The organism is Rhizobium sp. Leaf371 (genome assembly GCF_001424045.1).
In the GTDB taxonomy this organism is placed as follows: Bacteria; Pseudomonadota; Alphaproteobacteria; order Rhizobiales; family Rhizobiaceae; genus Ferranicluibacter.
Genome location: NZ_LMQB01000001.1, coordinates 303422 through 322634 on the forward strand (window position 1 = coordinate 303422; position 19213 = coordinate 322634).

Here is a 19213-nt window from a genome sequence, read left to right on the forward strand (position 1 = left end):
GCTGTGCGGAGAAAAGGCGTGCGTGAGATGAGCGACAGGAAAGTCCGCAAGCTGATCGTCATCCTCGGGGACCAGCTGTCGCCGGAGATGTCGAGCCTCGGGGACGCGTCCGTGCAGGATGTCGTGCTGATGTGCGAGGTCATGGAGGAGGCGCAGTATGTGCGGCATCATCCAAAGAAGATCGCCTTCCTGTTTTCGGCCATGCGCCATTTCGCCGACGATCTCCGGGCGCGGGGGCTGACCGTGCGCTATGTCCGCCTGGAGGACGAGGGGAATACCGGGTCGTTCGGGGGCGAGGTCGGGCGTGCGGTGTCGGCTTTGCGGCCGGACAGCGTCGTCGTCACCGAGCCGGGCGAGTTTCGTGTTCTGGAGATGATGAACGGCTGGCAGCGGGCGTTCAACGTGCCTGTCGAGATCCTCGACGATGACAGATTTCTCTGTTCCCGATCCGCGTTTGCAGCCTTTGCCGGCGGGCGGCGGCAGTTGCGGATGGAGACGTTCTACCGGGAGATGCGCGTCAAGACCGGGCTCCTGATGGAGGGCGACACGCCGGCCGGCGGGCGCTGGAATTTCGACGCTGAAAACCGCAAGCCCGCAACGCTCGATCTGTTCTCGCAGCCGCGAAAAGGGTTTAAACCGGATGCGATCACGCAAGAGGTGCTGGCGCTGGTCGGGCGTCGCTTTTCTCAGCATTTCGGGCGGCTCGAGGGGTTCGATTTCGCTGTCACCCGGAAACAGGCGGAGACGCTGCGCGACCGGTTCATGGCCGACCATCTGCCGCGGTTCGGCGAGCGGCAGGATGCCATGCTGTCGGGCGATCCCGTTCTCAGCCATTCGCTGTTGTCGTTCTACCTCAATGCCGGATTGCTCGATCCGCTCGATCTCTGTCGCCGGGCCGAGGCCGTCTATCTCGCGGGCGATGCGCCGCTGAATGCGGTCGAAGGCTTCGTTCGCCAGATCATCGGTTGGCGCGAGTATATCCGCGGGGTCTACTGGCTGAAGATGCCGGATTATCGCGAGATGAATTTTCTGGAGGCGGATCGGGCGCTGCCGGATTTCTACTGGACGGCCGAGACGCGCATGGCCTGCCTTCGGCAGGTGATCACGGAAACGCGCGACAATGCCTATGCCCACCATATCCAGCGGCTGATGATCACCGGCAATTTCGCCATGCTGGCCGGCGTGCGCCCGCTGGAGATCCACCAATGGTATCTGGAGGTCTATGCGGATGCCTATGAGTGGGTGGAATTGCCGAATGTGATCGGCATGAGCCAGTTTGCCGATGGCGGCTTTCTCGGCTCGAAGCCCTATGCGGCCGGCGGCAACTACATAAATCGCATGTCGGATTATTGCGAAGGCTGCGCCTATGACGTCCGCAAGAAGACGGGAAAGGATGCCTGTCCGTTCAACGCGCTCTATTGGGATTTTCTGGCGCGTAACGAGGACAAGCTAAGGGGCAACCACCGGCTGGGGCCGGTCTATGCCGCCTGGGGGCGCATGGGCCCCGAGCAGAAAAGGGAAACGCGGCAGAGCGCCCGGGCATTCCTTGCGGAACTGGACGCCCTGCCGAAGACCTATTGAAGGCTTACCCCCCGTGTCGGCCGTTGAAGGCTCAGACCTCGACGGCGACCTGGCGCTTTTCCTTGACGGAGCGAAGCGCGGCTTCGGCAAGGGCGAGTGCCGCCAGGCCGTCCGCGCCTGAAGGTGCGATTTCCGTGCCGGTCTCGATGGCGGAAATGAAGCTTGCGATCTCGTTGGCATAGGCCTGGGTGTAGCGCGTCATGAAGAAGTCGTGCAGGGGCGGGCGGGTGTAGCCTTCGCCATTGGCGATCTCGATCGACACGGCGCGCTGGTTTTCGGCGGAAACGACGCCCTTGGAACCATGCACCTCGATCCGCTGGTCGTAGCCATAGGTGGCGCGGCGCGAGTTGGAAATGATCGCCTGCTTGCCGGTGGCGGTTTCCAGGATCACAGAGACGCTGTCGTAATCGCCGGCGGTACCGATCTCCGGATCGACCAGCACGGCGGCATGGGCCGTGACGATGGTCGGCTCTTCGCCGAGGAGAAAGCGGGCCATGTCGAAATCATGGATGGTCATATCGCGAAAAATACCGCCCGAGCGCTTGATGTAATCCACCGGCGGCGCGCCGGGATCGCGGGAGATGATCGTGACCATTTCCACATCGCCGATGCGGCCGTCGTCGATGGCCTGGCGCACGGCCATGAAATGCGGATCGAAGCGGCGGTTGAAGCCGACCATCAGCTTGCCGCCGGTGGCAGCGACGGTCTTCAGGCAATCGCGAACGCGGCCGACATCCAGATCGATCGGCTTTTCGCAAAAGATCGCCTTGCCGGCGCGGGCAAAACGCTCGATCAGGTCGGCATGGGTGTCGGTGGGCGTGCAGATGACGACGGCGTCGATGTCATCCGCCGCTTCGATCGCCTCGATGGTGCGAACCTCGCAGCCATAGCTGTCGGCAATCGCCTGTGCGGCCGCCGGAAATGCGTCGGCAACGGCAACGAGGCGTGCATGGGCGTCGCCGCTCACGGCCTTGGCATGGACCTTGCCGATACGGCCGGCGCCGAGGAGACCAAATCTCACAGTCATGTTACCACTTTCGATAGATCGGCCCTGAGAGCCAGAGGACGCGGAATGATACGCTCACTCCGCACAAGCGCTAGGCGATCCGCCGTGGCAGACCTGTCGGGTCGAGACCGGAGAGAGACCGGCACTGTCGCATCCTTGCCAAGGTCATACAGGGTCGAGATGCGGCTTGCCATCGCCGGAACGAAAGATTGATCCTGATCTTTGTTTGGAATTTTTATTCCGTTGGATCTATGCCCGTCAAGTCGCTGGCCTTGCGCTTTGGATGTTTTTTGCGCATGTCCTTTGCCAACGGTTGCGCCATCTCCACATCCATCAGCGCGCGCGACCGCTCCAAGAGGGCGCATGCAGAAGTTCATCGATCCGGATCACCCTTTCTATCGCCCTCTCTGGAGGCGGTTGCTGATCGTCGGGAGCTGCGCGCTCTGGACGGCCGTCGAATTCTGGAACGGCGCCACGACATGGGGCATGATCTTTCTGGCCGTCACCGCCTATACCTCGGCGACGCTGATCGTGTTCTTCAAGCCTACGGGTGCGGCCGAGGGTGTCCAGACGGAGACCGAGCGCGCGGTGGATGCGCCTTCGGCTGACCCGTCCGAAAAACCCTTCCGCGACGAACCGAAGGCCTGATCGTCAGAGGCCGGGACGCGTTCGCTATCTCGGGCGGGGGGCCGTCATGCCGATCGGCAGGCCGCGCTTCAGCCGGCGCAAGGCCTCGTCCACCAGCATATTGGCGATCGTCATGCGTGTGGTCGCCGCCTCGCTGTCTTCCGGCGCGTGGCGATCCGGATGATTGCGGATGGCGAAGGCCCGGCGCTTCTCGGCGAGCGTCGTCGGCGTGTCGGCATTCGATATCTCAAGGTCCTCGGCCACCTCGGCGGGTGACAGCCGGTCGAGATGCGCGGGTCGCTCTCGCGGCGGAGGTTCGGGGGCACGGCGCTCCGGGATTTCGGGCAGTGGCTCGGGTTCGGGCGTCGGGCTCGGGCTCGGGGCTTCTTCCATGTCGGCATAGGCCTGCCGCACGGCGTCGCCGGCGGCTGCGGGTTCCCAGGAAAAGGCAAGGCCCGTGTTGAGGCCTGAAATGCCGGCGCGCGTCGCGACCTCGATCTCGTCCCGCGGATTTTCCTCTTCGATCCGTTCGAGCACGGACTGGAAGAGCGATTTGCCGAACATGGCCGTCTCCCCGGAAAAGCCCTGGCGTCGCCGTGGGGGCACGGCTGTCCTCGGCTCGACCCAAGCACGACAGGATTGCGCAAGCCTGTCCATGTTGGACACAGGGTCGCCTGTCAGGCCTTGGCCTCCTGGAGAATCAGGTCGTGCAGCAGCTTGGCGCTGGGGGGAAGTTCGCGACCGCGCGGCGTGATGAGGCTGTAGGGGCGGATGGTGATGGCGAAATCGATCGGCAGGACGCGGATCTCGCCGATCGACGTGCCGTTGCTCGCCACCAGCTCGGCCACGTCCCGGGCAACGGGCGCGATCGCATTGGTGTTGCGCACGATGGAGAGCGTGAGGATGATCGAGGAGGTGTTGATCGTCGTGGTCGGCAGCGGCACGCCGCTGGCGAGAAAGCTATCCTCGACGGCGCGGCGCAGCAGCGTTCCCGCCGGCTGGAAAACCCAGTCGTGGCCCGGCAGATCCTCATGCACGATGACGGGCTTTTCGAGCAGGGGATGCCCTTCGCGAACGATCAGGCAGACATCCTCGGATCCGATCTCCACGAGATCGAACTGGCGGGGGTCGATATCGTCGGGAATTCGGCCGATTACGAAGTCGTGCCGAGCGGCCATGAGCTCGCGGATGAGGACGTTGCTGTTTTCGATCTGGATGCTGATCTCGATGCCGGGATAGGCGGTCGTCACCTGGTGCATGGCCGGCACGGCGAGATGCAGGGCAGGGCCGGTGACCGAGCCGAGCGACACCGAACCGCCGCGACCGGTCTTCAGTTCGCCGATCTCGCGCGCGGTTTCGCGCAGTTCGAGAAAGATCGTGCGGGCACGGCGGGCGAGCGCCTTGCCGTAGGGCGTGAGTTCGACGCCCCGGGCCACGCGCTCGCAGAGCGGTGCCCGCAGGATCGATTCGATGTCTCCGAGCATGCGCGATGCCGCCGGCTGCGAGATCCCCAAAGCCTCGGCCGCCGCGCTGATCTGGCCCCTGTCCTCGATGGCGAGGATGAGGTGCAGGTGCACGAGCTTCAGCCCGGACTTGAAAACATTGCGCGCGGACGCGCCGAACGGCACAAGTCCTTGATTTTCCGTGTCTTCCATGTGACGTGACTCCCCCAGCTCCCCACGCCGTTAAAAATCACATTCTTTTCATTTATTATACCAAAAAAATTATGGGAGTGATCGAATATTGTATTTGACAGTTATGGAGTTTGATTCCAGTTTGCGGCGATGTGCGCCGGCGCTTGCGGAGGTTAAAGCCGGGGGGATTTCTTCATCCATTTGCCCTCCCAACTCGGGATCGATTCTCGGGTGCGTCCAGCGCTGCACATATCGCGACGGCTTCAGGCCGGCGCGGTCAACACTCCAGGGAGAGACCGTATGAAACTGGTAACATCACTTCTGGCCGCTGCCGCCATCGGCGTCGCGTCCTTCGCCTTCCCGGCGTTCGCGCAGGACAAGGGCACCGTTGGCATTTCCATGCCGACGAAGACCTCGACGCGCTGGATCTCGGACGGCGAGACCATGGAAAAGCTGTTCAAGGAAGCCGGCTACACCGCCGACCTGCAGTTTGCCGACGACGACATTCCGAACCAGCTCGCCCAGATCGAGAACATGGTCACCAAGGGTGCCAAGGTTCTCGTCATCGGCGCCATCGACGGCACGACGCTCTCCGACATTCTCGCCAAGGCCCACGAAGCCGGCGTCAAGGTCATCGCCTATGACCGCCTGATCCGCGACAGCGGCAATGTCGACTACTACGCGACGTTCGACAACTTCCAGGTCGGCGTTCTCCAGGCAACGACGCTCGTCAACGGCCTGAAGCTCGACGGCGCAACCGAGCCGAAGAACGTGGAACTGTTCGGCGGTTCGCCGGACGACAACAACGCCTTCTTCTTCTACGATGGCGCCATGTCGGTTCTCCAGCCGCTGATCGATGCCAAGAAGATCGTCGTCAAGTCCGGCCAGATGGGCATGGAACAGGTCGGCACGCTGCGTTGGGACGGTGCCGTTGCACAGGCCCGCATGGAAAACCTGCTGTCCTCGACCTACACCGACGCAAAGGTCGATGGCGTTCTCTCCCCCTATGACGGTCTCTCGATCGGCATCATCTCGGCCCTGAAGGGCGTTGGCTACGGCTCCGGCGACATGCCGATGCCGATCGTCACCGGCCAGGATGCCGAACTACCTTCGGTCAAGTCGATCATGGCTGGCGAACAGTACTCGACGATCTTCAAGGATACGCGCGAACTGGCCAAGGTTACCGTTGGCATGGTCGATGCCGTGATCAGCGGCAAGGAGCCCCAGATCAACGACACCAAGACCTACGACAACGGCGTCAAGGTCGTTCCGGCCTACCTGCTGAAGCCGGTTGCCGTCGACAAGACGAACGCCAAGGACGTCCTGGTCGGCGCTGGTTACTACACCGCCGAGCAGATCGACAACTAAGCGATCACGCTATCATGGGGTCCGCGATACCAGTCGCGGACCCTTTTGGCATATGAGGAGCCTGACCCTCGGCCCGTCCCACCTCATCGCAAGACGGACGGCCACTGGAACGCCTGACATGGACAATTACATTCTCGAAATGCGGGGCATCACCAAGACGTTTCCCGGCGTGAAAGCGCTCGACGACGTCAATCTCAAGGTTCGCGAGGGCGAAATCCACGCGCTCGTGGGCGAGAACGGTGCCGGCAAATCGACCCTGATGAAGGTGCTGAGCGGCGTCTATCCCGCCGGCAGCTATGACGGGGACATCGTTTTCGACGGCTCGGTCCGCCAGTTCAAGGACATTTCGGACAGCGAGCATCTCGGAATCATCATCATTCACCAGGAACTGGCGCTCGTTCCGCTGCTCTCGATCGGGGAAAACATCTTCCTCGGCAACGAGGTGGCGTCCAAGGGTGTCATCGACTGGAAGGAAACATTCGCCCGCACGCGCGAGCTTCTCGCCAAGGTCGGCCTGAAGGAATCGCCCGCAACGCTGATCACCGATATCGGCGTCGGCAAGCAGCAGCTGGTGGAAATCGCCAAGGCCCTGTCGAAGAAGGTGCGCCTTCTGATCCTCGACGAGCCGACGGCGTCGCTCAACGAGACGGATTCGGCCGCCCTCCTTCATCTGCTGATGGAATTCCGCAAGCAGGGCATGACCTCGATCATCATTTCGCACAAGCTGAACGAGATCAAGACGGTTGCCGACAAGATCACCATCCTGCGCGATGGCGGCACGGTCGAAACCCTCGACTGCCACAATGAGGATATCGGCGAAGACCGGATCATCAAGGGCATGGTCGGGCGAGACATGGACGACCGCTATCCGCCGCGCGATCCGAAGATCGGCAGCACGCTGCTGGAAGTGAAGAACTGGAACGTCTACCACCAGCACCACCGCGACCGGCAGTTCCTGCATGACGTGAACTTCACGGTTCGCGCCGGCGAGGTCGTCGGCATCGCAGGCCTGATGGGCGCCGGACGCACCGAGACGGCCATGAGCATCTTCGGCCGTTCCTGGGGCCACAAGATCACCGGCGACGTGATGATGCACGGCAAGCCGGTCGATGTCAGCACGATCCAGAAGGCGATCGAGGCGGGGCTGGCCTATGTCACCGAGGACCGCAAGCATCTCGGTCTCGTGCTGAACAACAACATCATGCACAATACGACGCTCGCCAACCTGCCGGCCGTGGCCAAGGGCGGCGTGATCGACGGGCACCGTGAGCGCGAGGTCGCCACCGACTACCGCAAGCGCCTGCGCATCCGCTCGCATTCGATCTACCAGGAAACGGTGAACCTTTCGGGCGGCAACCAGCAGAAGGTCGTGCTGTCCAAGTGGCTGTTCACCAATCCGGAAATCCTCATCCTCGACGAGCCGACACGCGGCATCGACGTCGGTGCGAAATACGAAATCTATTCCATCATCAACCAGCTGGCTGCCGAGGGCAAAGGCATTCTCATGATCTCGTCCGAGATGCCCGAGCTCCTGGGAACCTGCGACCGCATCTACGTCATGAACGAAGGTCGCATCGTCGCGGAACTCCCCAAGGGTGAAGCCAGCCAGGAATCCATCATGCGAGCCATCATGCGCTCCGGGGAGAAGCACTAATGGTCCTTGAAACCAGCGCACCAGCAGCAAAGCCGTCCGTCGGCGCCTATCTGAAAGCCAACATCCGCGAATACGGCCTCCTGGTCGCGCTCGTCGTCATCATGCTGTTCTTCCAGTTCGTCACCGGCGGCGTGCTCTTCCGCCCCGTCAACATCACCAACCTGATCCTGCAGAACTCGTTCATCGTCATCATGGCGCTGGGCATGCTGCTCATCATCGTCGCCGGCCATATCGACCTGTCGGTCGGGTCGATCGTCGCCTTTACCGGTGGCCTGTCGGCGGTCATGATGGTGAAATGGGGCATTCACTATTCGCTCGTGGTGCCGCTCTGCCTCGTTCTCGGCGGTCTCGTCGGCGCGGCGCAGGGCTACTGGGTCGCCTATCAGAAGATCCCGTCCTTCATCGTGACGCTGGCCGGCATGCTCGTGTTCCGCGGCCTGACCTACCTCATTCTCCAGAACCGCCCGATCGGCCCGTTCCCCAAGGAATTCCAGATTCTCTCGACCGGTTTCGTGCCGGACCTGCTCTGGTTTGCCAATCCGAACCCGGCGATCGTCACCAACCTTTTCGCGCTGATTGCCGTGATCGTCCTCGTCGGTCTCGCCGTCTATTCCGGCCTCAAGGAGCGCAAGAGCAACGACAAGCACGGCACGGAGAACGAGCCTTTCGTGTTCTTCGCCATCCAGATGGCCATCATCGGTGCCGTCGCGATCTTCCTCGGCTTCCAGCTGTCGACCTATCGCGGTTTCCCGAACGTGCTGATCGTCATGGCGCTCCTGATCGCGCTCTACACCTTCATCACCACGCGTTCGACCATCGGCCGTCGCATCTACGCCATGGGCGGTAACGAGAAGGCCGCCAAGCTCTCGGGCATCAATACCGAGCGCCTGACCTTCCTGACCTTCGTCAATATGGGCGTTCTCGCAGCGCTTGCCGGCATGATCATCGCGGCCCGCCTCAACTCGGCAACGCCGAAGGCCGGCGTCGGCTTCGAGCTCGACGTCATCGCCGCCTGCTTTATCGGCGGCGCATCGGCTTCGGGCGGCGTCGGCAAGATCACCGGTGCGGTCATCGGCGCGTTCATCATGGGCGTCATGAACAACGGCATGTCGATCATGGGTCTCGGCATCGACTACCAGCAGCTCGTCAAGGGCTTGGTCCTGCTCGCCGCCGTGTTCTTCGACGTCTACAACAAGAACAAGGGCTGAACGTTTCCCGAGAGGGAACGCTCACGTCGTTCGAGATCACGCCGCCGTCTGACAGGATCAGATGGCGGCGTTTGCGTTCGAGAGAGGGAGGACAACACCATGCTGATGTCGCAGATCCGCAATGAAGACGGTTCGATCACGGTCGCCATTCGCGAAGAGGGAGAGCCGGGGCGTGCCGTGCGTGGCGCGCGGAGCGTCTACGCGCTGGCGCTCGAAGCCGCCAATTCCGGGCGGACGCTCGCCGATATCGTAACGGCGCGGGGCGTGGCCGGTGTCGTCGATCTCCAGGCAGCCTCTGCAGAGGGCCGCTTCCTGCCACCGATCACCCATCCCGATCCGGCCCATCTCCACCTCACCGGCACGGGCCTCACCCATCTCGGCTCGGCTGCCACGCGCGACGCGATGCATGCATCGGCAAAGGACGAGGCTGATATGACGGACTCGATGAAGATGTTCCGGATGGGTCTCGAAGGCGGCAAGCCGAAGCCGGGCGAAACGGGCGTACAGCCGGAATGGTTCTACAAGGGCAACGGCCTGCAGCTTGCCGCTCCCGGCGGCGATCTCGTCTCGCCGGCCTTCGCCGCCGATGGCGGGGAGGAGCCCGAAATGGCCGGCATCTACGTCATCGCCGAGAACGGCCAGCCTTTCCGGCTCGGCTTTGCCGTCGCCAACGAGTTCTCGGACCATGTCACCGAGCGCGTCAACTATCTTTTCCTCGCCCATTCGAAGCTGCGCCCCGCCAGCTTCGGTCCGGAGATCCGCATCGGCAACGCCCCGTCCGACATCCGCGGCACCTCCCGCATCCTGCGCAACGGCGCCGTCCTGTGGGAAAAACCCTTTCTCTCCGGCGAAGCCAACATGTCCCACAGCTTCGCCAATCTCGAACATCACCACTTCAAATACGCCCTCTTCCGCACGCCCGGCGATGTCCATGTGCACATGTTCGGCACGGCAACGCTGTCGTTCGGTGACGGCGTGCGGACGCAGGCGGGCGACCTTTTCGAGATGGAGGCCGAGGGGTTCGGGTTGCCGTTGCGCAACCGGCTTGTGGTGGGCGCCGAAGAGGTGGTGACGGTGGGGGTGCTGTAGAGGTCTTGTGCCACTTCCGCCAACAGCCTATCTTTTTTGCATGTTCCGGAGGTAGGCCATGAGCGTTCGACGTGTTGGTGCTGTGGAATTTGAAGCAACGTGCATGACGATCATCGACCGCATGAGGGACGACGGGGAGCCTGTGATCGTCACCAAGGGCGGCGAACCGGTTGCAATGATGACCCCGCTTTCTCACCCAAAGCGGCGTCCCAGCTTGATCGGTGCTTTGAGGAGCGCCGGTTACGATTTCGATGATTCCTTCGGCCCAGTCTCCGGGGCCGGAGACTGGAACGCGCAGTCTTGATGGTGGTGGATACCCACGTCCTCGTCTGGGCCGTTCAGGATGATCCCAGACTGAAACGCAGGGCAAGGACGCTTCTCGACTAGCGCGACCGGATATCTCTCGACAATTCCGGCCCAACTCTGAACGTCATCCGGCTCCCGCTTCGCCACACCGCATCGACAGCGGGTCAACCCGGGCTTCCAAGGGTCATCGACGCCTCTTCGAGTCAGCTCTGGCTCTGACTCTGGCTTTGCCCCTGCTGCTCCACCGTCAGGGCGACCGTCAGCGTTTCATTCGCGGCGCCGTGGACGAGGCCGGAGATGGGGGCGGCGTCGCGGTAGTCGAGGCCGGTGGCGATGCGGACGTAGCGCTCGTCGGGGCAGACGTCGTTGGCAGCGTCGAAACCGACCCAGCCGAGACCGGGGAGGTGGGCTTCGGCCCAGGCATGCGTGGCGCTCTGCTCGGTGCGGTCGTCCATCATCAGGTAGCCGGAGACGTAGCGGGCGGGCAGGCCGAGCGAGCGGGCGCTCGCGATGAAGATGTGGGCGTGATCCTGGCAGACGCCGATGCCGCGCGTGAGGGCTTCGTCCGCCGTCGTCTCCGTGCCTGTGGATCCCGGTTCGAAGGTCACGGCCTCATGGATCGCGCCCATGAGATCGTGCATCTGCGCCAGCACACCATCGCCGCCTTGCGACTTGGCGAGATCGCGGATCTGCTTCGTCCGCTTGGTCAGCGGCGTGTCGCGCTGGAAGAGCCAGAGCGGGATGTAGGACTGGTGAGGCCCGAACACGCCGGCGCGATCCTGCGTCTCGACCTCGCCGGTCGCCACGATGCGCATGCGGATCTGGTCGCCCATGACGCTGACGAGGGTCACGCGGTTGGCGAAATGATCCTCGTAGCCGACCTCCACCTTGGCACCTTCGACCGAGGTCTCCCAGTTCAGGACGGTCTGTCCCGGCTGGGAGAAGGGCGTGAGACGGAGCCGCTGCAGCGAGTAGCTGACCGGCTCCGCATAGCTGTATTCGGTCGTGTGGGTGATTTTCAGTCGCATACGCCGGATGTGTCCTTGTTCAATAGAACCTGTAGCCGTCGGAAATTTCCTGGCTCAGACGATTGTTCTGGGTGATGAACGTCTCGATATATTCGTGCAGGCCCTGATCCATCACGTCCTTGATCGAGCAGTTCCGCAGCGATTTCAGCGTGGTCTCCGACGTGTCGTGCGCGCTGTGCCGCTCGCCATATTCCCGCTCGAGATAGCCGAGATTGCTGTTGATCTTGTCGTAGCAATAGGCGAGCGAGCGCGGCATGCGGCCGTTGAGGATGAGGAAGTCGGCGATGTTGGCCGCCTTGTATTCCGCCTCGTAGACCCAGCCATAGCTGCGATGGGCCGACACCGAGCGCAGGATCGATTCCCACTGGACATTGTCGATCGCCGTGCCGACCTGCGACACGGCCGGCAGCAGGACGTAGTATTTCACGTCGAGAATGCGGGCGGTGTTGTCGGCACGCTCGATGAAGGTGCCGATGCGCGAGAAGTTGAAGAGGTCGTTGCGCAGCATCGTGCCGTGGAAGGCACCGCGGATAAGACCCGTCTTGCGCTTGATCGCGTCGATGACCTCCGGCAGATCGGCGGCCTTCACGCGGCGGGCGAGCATGGATTTCAGGTCGAGATAACACTCGTTGACCGCTTCCCATGTCTCGCGCGTCAATGCGGTGCGCACCATGCGGGCATTGCTGCGGGCGGTCTCGATACAGGAGAGCACGCTCGACGGGTTGCTGGTCTCGCGCAGCAGGAAATCGACGGCGTCCGCGCTCGTCGCGCTCTCGTAACGCTGCTCGTAGATGTCCATGACGCCCGAACTCTGGAGCACGCTTTCCCAGTTGTCTTCGCCGAGATGCGAGCGGGTGAGCGACATGCGCAGTCCGGCATCCACCAGGCGGGCGCTGTTTTCTGCCCGCTCGATATAGCGGAACATCCAGTATAGGCCGTTTGCTGTTCTTCCGAGCATGCCGATCAGTCCTCCAGTACCCAGGTGTCCTTCGTGCCGCCGCCCTGGCTGGAATTCACCACCAGAGAGCCGGCCTTGAGGGCCACGCGGGTCAAGCCGCCGGGAATGATCTGCACCTTGTCGGACACCAGCACATACGGCCTGAGATCGACATGGCGCGGCGCGATGCCCTTGTTGACCATGATCGGAACGGTCGAGAGGGAGAGAGTCGGCTGCGCGATGTAGTTGCTCGGGCGCGCCTTCAGCTTGTCGGCAAACAGCGCCCGTTCCTTCTTGGAGGCCGTCGGGCCGACGAGCATGCCGTAGCCGCCGGAGCCGTGGACCTCTTTCACGACGAGGTCGGCAAGGTTTTCCAGCACATATTTAAGGCTGTCGGGCTCCGAACAGCGCCAGGTCGGCACGTTTTCGAGCAGTGCCTTGCGGCCGGTGTAGAACTCCACGATCTCCGGCATGTAGGAATAGATCGCCTTGTCGTCGCAGATGCCGGTGCCCGGCGCATTGGCGATGGTGATGTTGCCGGCGCGGTAGACATCCATGATGCCGGGAATGCCGAGGGCGGATTCCGGCTTGAAGGTCAGCGGATCGAGATAGTCGTCGTCCACACGGCGGTAGAGCACGTCGATCGCCTCGTAGCCGCGGGTGGTGCGCATGCGCACCTTGCCGTCGATGACGCGCAGGTCCGAGCCTTCGACCAGCTCGACGCCCATCATGTCGGCCAGAAAGGCATGCTCGTAATAGGCGGAATTGTAGATGCCGGGCGTCAGCACGGCGACGCGCGGTTTGCCCTCGCAGCCGGGAGGGGCGACGGCGGCGAGCGAATGGCGCAGCAGATAGGGGTAGTTCTCCACCGGCTGGACGCGGTTCTGGTAGAACAGCTCGGGGAACATCTGCATCATCGTCTCGCGGTTTTCGAGCATGTAGCTCACGCCGGAGGGGGTGCGGGCATTGTCCTCGAGAACGTAGAACTGGTCCTCGCCGGTGCGCACGATGTCGGTGCCGACGATGTGCGTATAGACCCCGCCCGGCGGACGCATGCCGACCATCTGCGGCAGGAAGGCATCGTTCTTCTCGATCAGTTCACGCGGAATGCGACCCGCCTTGATGATTTCCTGCTTGTGGTAGATGTCGTCCAGAAAGGCATTGAGCGCGAGCACGCGCTGCTCGATGCCCTGCGCCAGACGGCGCCATTCCCGTGCGGAGATGATGCGCGGAATGAGATCGAAGGGGATGAGCTTCTCGGCGCTGTCGGCATGGCCATAGACGGCAAACGTGATGCCGGTCTTGCGAAAGATGTTCTCGGCCTCTTTCGACTTGGCGATCAGGCGGGCTCTGTCCTGGTTGGCATACCATTCGTTGTATGTTGCGTAAGGCGGTCGCGGAGTGTTGTCCGCATTCATCATTTCATCGAATGCCAACGGCCTGGTCCCCTTTTTAAGCCATTTGATTACAAGCGCTTCGGCAATGCAAGAAGCATGCTCGTTTCAGCCGGAAAGAAATTTTCACCCGTTCCGGCTGTCCCCTTGGGCAAGAAGATGGCTTTCGCAGGGGGAATGACAAGGCGACCTCCCGGCCTTGCCGCGGGAATTCGCTCAATATCTTCGCACCTGCTTATCGAATGAGCGCATAGGTTCGAAACGAGCCGGACGACACAAAGGAAAACGGCGGAACTTCCGTCCCGCCGTTTTCCCATCTTCAAATGTCCGTCTATCTTATGCTTCTTCGCGGCGCGAACCTTCACGGCGCTGGGCGGCCTGTGCGCCCGGGCTGCCGGCTGCCGGGCGAGGGCCGCGGCTGGAGGTGCGGGGTGCGCCACCCGGACGGCCGTTGCGGTTGCCGTTGCGCTTGGCAAGGGCTGCCTGATGGGCGGCCTGTGCGGCCGGGCCCTGGCCCTTGCGGTGTTCGCGGCGCTGCGCATTGTCGTCGCCGGCCAGGAGATCGTCGCCCGCAAACGGGCTCGGGGCCTGTGCCACGCGGGCCGGGCGATTGTTCTCGCCGCCGCGGTTCTCACCACGACCCTGGCCACCGCGGTTTTCGCCGCGTCCCTGGCCGTTGCGGCCTTCATTGTTGCTGCCGCGGCCACCATTGCCACGTGCATTGCGGGGGGCCGGTGCGCGGGAGATGTGCGCCGGTGCTTCGCCGCTGGCGACCGTGATGGTCATGCCCATCAGCTTTTCGATGTCGCGCAGCAGGCGGGCTTCGTCCGGTGCGCAGAAGGCGATGGCGATGCCGTCGCGGCCCGCACGGGCGGTCCGGCCGATGCGGTGAACATAGGCTTCGGCGACTTCCGGCAGATCGTAGTTGTAGACGTGGGTGATGCCGGGGATGTCGATGCCGCGGGCGGCAACGTCGGTGGCAACCAGAACCTTGATCTCGCCGTCACGGAAGGACTTCAGGGCGCGCTCGCGCTGGCCCTGGCTCTTGTTGCCGTGAATGGAGGCTGCGGAATAGCCGACCGACTCCAGGTGCTTCATCAGCTTTTCGGCGCCATGCTTGGTGCGCGAGAAGACGATGGCGCGGCCGTCGGGGTTTGCGGTCAGCGACTGCTTGAGCAGCGTGACCTTGCCGTCCTTGCCGTTCACGAAATGCACGAACTGCTCGATCTTGTCGGCAGCCTTGCCGGCGGTTGCGACTTCGACGCGCTTCGGATCGGTCAGGTAGTCGCCTGCGAGATCGGCGATCGCCTTCGGCATCGTGGCCGAGAACAGCAGGGTCTGGCGGTTCTTCGGGACGAGCTTGGAAATCTTGCGCAGGTCGTGGATGAACCCGAGGTCCAGCATCTGGTCGGCTTCGTCGAGCACGAGGTAGCGCGCGGTGGTCAGCGTCACGGCCTTGCGGTTGAGAAGGTCGAGCAGGCGGCCGGGGGTGGCGACGAGGATTTCGACGCCGCGTTCCAACTGTTGGGTCTGCTTGTTGATGGAGGCGCCACCGACGACGAGGCCGATGCGCAGCGGGCTCTTCTTGACGAAGACCTTCAGGTTGGCGGCGATCTGGTTCACCAGTTCGCGGGTGGGCGCGAGGATCAACGCGCGGACGTTGCGCGGGTCGGCGCGCTTGCCGTCGGCGAGCATGCGCTCGATCATCGGCAGGCCGAAGGCAGCGGTCTTGCCGGTGCCGGTCTGTGCGAGGCCGATGAGGTCATGGCCTGCCATGACGAGCGGGATCGCTTCGGCCTGAATCGGCGTCGGCTTGGTGAAACCTTCCAGTGTGAGGTTCGCTACCATCTGCTCGGAGAGGCCAAGGGAAGTAAAATCGGTCAAAGGTATGCCTTTCGGGGCGCCAAACGACAGGGACCGGAAACAACGCTTTCTGCGGTTCCGGGTCATCTGGTTTCAAGAACCCCGCGTGAGATGGGATCTTGGTGGGTTGAAAAAGCTGTCTGCGCTGCGGGTGCCGAATGTGGCACGGTCTCATAGGTGCGCTTAGCCTTCGCGACGGATTGACAAAATCCGCTTGGCTCGCTCACGCGGCGGCCGGAAGGTGACGCTGGCCCTCATGTCGTTGTTTGAAGTCAAAAAGTCAAGACGTCTTTTCGCATGTGCGAAAGGCACGTCGCTTTCACACGGCTTCCAAGGGTGCGTGAAGACGCGTGCCGCGCAGCATTTCCCGCTTGCCGGCAAAGCCCGGATGACGCTCGACCCGGAAGCCCGCGGCCTGCAGGTTGCGTCGAACGAAACCGGCCGCGGCGTAGGTTGCAAAGGTTCCGCCGATGGCCGTGCGGTCGTGGACCGCCGCCATCAGCTCTGCAGACCACATGTCCGGATTGCGAGAGGGCGCAAAGCCATCGAGATACCAGGCGTCGAAGACCGTGGGCGCGCGTGTCACCGTCTCCAAGGCCGGTCCGCAGACGATGGTGAGCGTGACGTCGTCTGCAAGGTCAAGACGGACCGTGCCTGCCAGGGTCTCCGGCCATGCCGCGACCAGCGCCTCGCGTTCCTCCTCGATCTCGGACCAGGCGGAGAGCGCGCGGGCGATGTCGGACGCCTGCATCGGAAAGCGCTCGAAGGAGGAGAAGGCGAGACGGGCGCCGGGTGGCTTTGCGGCCAGCTTCCACCGGCGCCAGGTCTCGCAGAGATTGAGCCCGGTTCCGAAGCCGAGTTCGCCGATCGTAAACATCTGCGCGTCCTGCCAGCGCGGCGGCAGGCCGTTGCCCTCCAGGAAGACATGGCCGCATTCCAGCCGTCCGTCCGTGCGGCAATAAAAATGGTCGTCAAATTCCACCGAATACGGCATATCGCCGGTGTGCCAGCTGAGCGTCTGGCGGCTCGGCGTTTCAGCGTCGGCAGGGGTGGTCGGGCGGCTCTCGATCATGGACAAGCGATAATAAGCCCGGCGGGCAAGGTCAATCGATGGCGGATGGGAAGACGGATCTGGTCGTCATCGGCGGGGGCATCATGGGTCTCTGGACGGCGCTTCACGCCGCCCGCGCGGGGCTTGAGGTGCTTCTCGTGGAGCGCACGACGATCGGGGCGGGCGCGAGCGGCGGCCTGCTCGGCGCGCTGATGCCGCACACGCCCGACAGGTGGAACGACAAGAAGCAGTTCCAGTTCGATGCGCTGGTGTCGCTGGAGCACGAGATCCGCGCGATGGAGGCGGAGACCGGGCTTTCCGCGGGATACAGGCGGACAGGCCGGCTCATTCCGCTGGCAAAGCCGCATTTGCGGGCGATCGCGCTTCGGCAGGTCGGCGACGCCGATATCAACTGGCAAAGCGGGAGCGGCGGCTTTCCCTGGCGTGTGCTCGATGCCGCACCGGACGGCCTGTTCTCCCCGGATGCCGTTGCCGAAGGCGCCGTATTCGACGGGCTTGCGGCCCGCGTCTCGCCGCGCGGCCTGCTGCGACTTCTGACGGCGATGCTCGCAACGATGCGTGGCGTGACGATCCGGGAGCAATGCGCCGTGCGCGGCATCGATCCGCAGCGCGGGCAGGTGGCTTTGTCCGACGGCAGCGTCATTCATGCTGGGCATATCGTGCTGGCCGCAGGCGTCGACAGTTTTCCGATGATCGACGGTTTGCCGAAGGTCGTGGGCGGAGAGCCGAGGCCGGCGAGCGGCACCGGCGTCAAGGGACAGGCGGCGCGGCTTGCGGTCGATCTCGATCCGGGCCTGCCGATCCTCTATTCGGACGGCGTCTACGTCATCGCGCATGACGCGGGCGGCGTGGCGATCGGCAGCACCAGCGAGGTGGCGTATGCCGACCCGCTCGCGACGGACCAGCGGCTCGACGGTCTTCTCGCAAAGGCGGAGACACTGGTTCCGGCGCTCGCCGGTGCGCCGATCCTCGAGCGCTGGGCGGGGCTGCGTCCGCGCGCGATCGGGCGGGACCCGATGGCCGGCGTGCATCCGGATCATCCGCGCCTGCACCTGATGACCGGCGGCTTCAAGATCAGTTTCGGCATCGCCCATCGCTTGGCGCAGGCCGTGGTGGAGGGCCTCGGCGGACGGCCGACGGATCCGGAAGGGGCGATCACGCTTCCCGCATCGTTCCGGTGCGAGAACCACCTTGTCGCGCCATCACGCGCCTGATCTCGCTGCTTGCCGTGATCTGCCTGCGTCTGTAAGAATATTCGACAGTTGCGGATGACCTATCCGTCAGCCTGGAGGATCCCATGTCGATGTCCAAACACGTCCTGTCCCTCGTTGCCGGCGCTTGCCTCGCTTCGGGCCTTTTCCTGTCGCCGGCCCTTGCAGCGGGGGATGACAGCCCGAGCACGCCCGTCTGCAAGAAGGGCGAGGTCTACGACCAGAAGACCAAGAAATGCGTCAAGCAGCAGGGCTCCAATCTGACGGACGAGAACAAGGCGGATTACGCCTATGCGCTTGCCAAGGCGGAGCGCTATGCCGAGGCGCTGGAGGTTCTAGACACGGTCAAGGATCAGGAGACGGCCGAAGTTCTGAACTATCGCGGCTATGCCACGCGCAAGCTCGGAAAGACCGACGAGGGTATCGGCTACTATCTCAAGTCGGTCGACAAGGACCCGAAATATGCGAAGGTTCGGGAATATCTGGGCGAGGCCTATGTGGTGAAGGGTCAGATCGATCTCGCGCGTGCCCAGCTCGACACCATTAAGTCGATCTGCGGCACGGACTGCGAAGAATATAAGGACCTCGCGGAGGTCATCGCCGACCCGTCAAAAATCTGAGCCCATGAATCTGAGCCCATGAAAAAGGGGCGCTGCCTTCCGGCGCGCCCCGCATCTGTCGTCCGTGTGTGAAACCTACATCCAGTAGGGCGGCACGCCATAATAATCGTAGACCTGGCGGCCGTTTTCGCGGTTCCACGCATATTCGTCGTCGCTGCGATATTTCGGCGCCTTCTGGACCTGCTCGCGCGTCAGTTCCGTGCGATAACCACCCAGAGCTTCGTCATAGCTCAGCTTCGTCCACGGGATCGGATAATGATCCTCGCCGATGCCGAGGAAGCCGCCGAAGCCGAGAACGGCATAGGCGACCTGGCCGTTGCGCTTTCCGATGATCAGTCGCTCGATCGAACCGATCCGCTCGCCATCGGCACCGTAGACGCGTGTGCCTTCGACCTTGTCGCTTGCGATCAGGTCGTGAGTCTCCACGATGCTGGCATCCTGAAGTTTAGAGCTGTCACCCGGCATGTTGAGGCTGCCGTCATTCAGATTGGGGTTGTGATAGGTCACGTTCCGTCTCCTCTTCTGGCTTGATGCTCGATAAACGTTTGGACGGCGCTCGGGTTCCCTGGATTTCGCGCCGTGACAGAGGCCGGCTTCGTCAGGCTGTCATGCAAA

The 19213-nt window shown here is 63.1% G+C and carries 18 protein-coding genes; 9 read left to right on the forward strand and 9 right to left on the reverse strand.

The window, feature by feature from the left end; genetic code table 11:
- Positions 1-27 precede the first annotated feature (27 nt).
- The gene (locus tag ASG39_RS01315) at positions 28-1581 is read left to right on the forward strand and encodes a cryptochrome/photolyase family protein (protein ID WP_062592075.1); all 1554 of its coding nucleotides are present in this window, start codon (positions 28-30) and stop codon (positions 1579-1581) included.
- 31 nt (positions 1582-1612) lie between these two features.
- Here the strand turns inward: ASG39_RS01315 and iolG are convergent, their stop codons facing one another.
- Complete coding sequence (gene iolG / locus ASG39_RS01320) at positions 1613-2608, reverse strand: inositol 2-dehydrogenase (protein WP_062592077.1); 996 nt, start codon at positions 2606-2608, stop codon at positions 1613-1615.
- A gap of 342 nt (positions 2609-2950) precedes the next feature.
- Between iolG and ASG39_RS24370 the strand changes: the two genes are divergently transcribed.
- The gene (locus ASG39_RS24370) at positions 2951-3235 is read left to right on the forward strand and encodes a hypothetical protein (RefSeq protein ID WP_244481092.1); all 285 of its coding nucleotides are present in this window, start codon (positions 2951-2953) and stop codon (positions 3233-3235) included.
- Positions 3236-3259: 24 nt separating this feature from the next.
- Here ASG39_RS24370 and ASG39_RS01330 read toward each other — a convergent pair whose 3' ends face one another.
- On the reverse strand, positions 3260-3778 hold the full coding sequence (locus tag ASG39_RS01330) for a hypothetical protein (protein WP_062592078.1): 519 nt from the start codon (positions 3776-3778) through the stop codon (positions 3260-3262).
- Positions 3779-3891: 113 nt separating this feature from the next.
- Complete coding sequence (locus ASG39_RS01335) at positions 3892-4869, reverse strand: LysR family transcriptional regulator (protein ID WP_062592080.1); 978 nt, start codon at positions 4867-4869, stop codon at positions 3892-3894.
- A gap of 279 nt (positions 4870-5148) precedes the next feature.
- Here ASG39_RS01335 and chvE point away from each other — a divergent pair, with 279 nt between their 5' ends.
- The 5 genes from chvE (at position 5149) to ASG39_RS01360 (ending at position 10471) form a co-directional block, all read left to right on the forward strand.
- Positions 5149-6216, forward strand: a complete 1068-nt coding sequence (gene chvE, locus ASG39_RS01340; protein WP_062592082.1) for a multiple monosaccharide ABC transporter substrate-binding protein — start codon at positions 5149-5151, stop codon at positions 6214-6216.
- A 118-nt stretch (positions 6217-6334) separates the two neighbouring features.
- Positions 6335-7870 carry a multiple monosaccharide ABC transporter ATP-binding protein gene (gene mmsA, locus ASG39_RS01345; protein ID WP_062592084.1) on the forward strand — a complete coding sequence of 512 codons (1536 nt, stop codon included), beginning with the start codon at positions 6335-6337 and terminating at the stop codon, positions 7868-7870.
- Positions 7870-9078, forward strand: a complete 1209-nt coding sequence (gene mmsB / locus ASG39_RS01350) for a multiple monosaccharide ABC transporter permease (protein WP_062592086.1) — start codon at positions 7870-7872, stop codon at positions 9076-9078. The genes mmsA and mmsB overlap by 1 nt, the downstream gene beginning before the upstream one ends.
- A 99-nt stretch (positions 9079-9177) precedes the next feature.
- Positions 9178-10167, forward strand: a complete 990-nt coding sequence (gene araD1, locus ASG39_RS01355) for an AraD1 family protein (protein ID WP_062592088.1) — start codon at positions 9178-9180, stop codon at positions 10165-10167.
- 58 nt (positions 10168-10225) lie between these two features.
- On the forward strand, positions 10226-10471 hold the full coding sequence (locus ASG39_RS01360; protein ID WP_132531797.1) for a type II toxin-antitoxin system Phd/YefM family antitoxin: 246 nt from the start codon (positions 10226-10228) through the stop codon (positions 10469-10471).
- 205 nt (positions 10472-10676) lie between these two features.
- Here ASG39_RS01360 and ASG39_RS01365 read toward each other — a convergent pair whose 3' ends face one another.
- The 5 genes from ASG39_RS01365 to mnmD form a co-directional block, all read right to left on the reverse strand.
- Positions 10677-11501 carry a transglutaminase family protein gene (locus tag ASG39_RS01365; RefSeq protein WP_062592092.1) on the reverse strand — a complete coding sequence of 275 codons (825 nt, stop codon included), beginning with the start codon at positions 11499-11501 and terminating at the stop codon, positions 10677-10679.
- A gap of 19 nt (positions 11502-11520) precedes the next feature.
- Positions 11521-12459, reverse strand: a complete 939-nt coding sequence (locus ASG39_RS01370; protein ID WP_062592095.1) for an alpha-E domain-containing protein — start codon at positions 12457-12459, stop codon at positions 11521-11523.
- Between the two features lie 5 nt (positions 12460-12464).
- Positions 12465-13859, reverse strand: coding sequence for a circularly permuted type 2 ATP-grasp protein (locus tag ASG39_RS01375; RefSeq protein WP_082476925.1), 1395 nt, complete (start codon positions 13857-13859; stop codon positions 12465-12467).
- A 309-nt stretch (positions 13860-14168) separates the two neighbouring features.
- Entirely contained in the window at positions 14169-15716 is a 1548-nt protein-coding gene (locus tag ASG39_RS01380) for a DEAD/DEAH box helicase (RefSeq protein WP_082476827.1), read from the reverse strand.
- 298 nt (positions 15717-16014) lie between these two features.
- Positions 16015-16767: a tRNA (5-methylaminomethyl-2-thiouridine)(34)-methyltransferase MnmD gene (mnmD, locus tag ASG39_RS01385; protein WP_062592099.1), complete on the reverse strand. Its 753-nt coding sequence runs from the start codon at positions 16765-16767 to the stop codon at positions 16015-16017.
- A gap of 38 nt (positions 16768-16805) precedes the next feature.
- Between mnmD and ASG39_RS01390 the strand changes: the two genes are divergently transcribed.
- Positions 16806-17981 carry an FAD-dependent oxidoreductase gene (locus ASG39_RS01390; RefSeq protein WP_062592101.1) on the forward strand — a complete coding sequence of 392 codons (1176 nt, stop codon included), beginning with the start codon at positions 16806-16808 and terminating at the stop codon, positions 17979-17981.
- A gap of 83 nt (positions 17982-18064) precedes the next feature.
- Positions 18065-18598, forward strand: a complete 534-nt coding sequence (locus ASG39_RS01395) for a tetratricopeptide repeat protein (protein WP_062592104.1) — start codon at positions 18065-18067, stop codon at positions 18596-18598.
- A 75-nt stretch (positions 18599-18673) separates the two neighbouring features.
- Here the strand turns inward: ASG39_RS01395 and ASG39_RS01400 are convergent, their stop codons facing one another.
- Positions 18674-19063, reverse strand: coding sequence for a PRC-barrel domain-containing protein (locus tag ASG39_RS01400; RefSeq protein ID WP_062593298.1), 390 nt, complete (start codon positions 19061-19063; stop codon positions 18674-18676).
- Between the last annotated feature and the right edge of the window lie 150 nt (positions 19064-19213).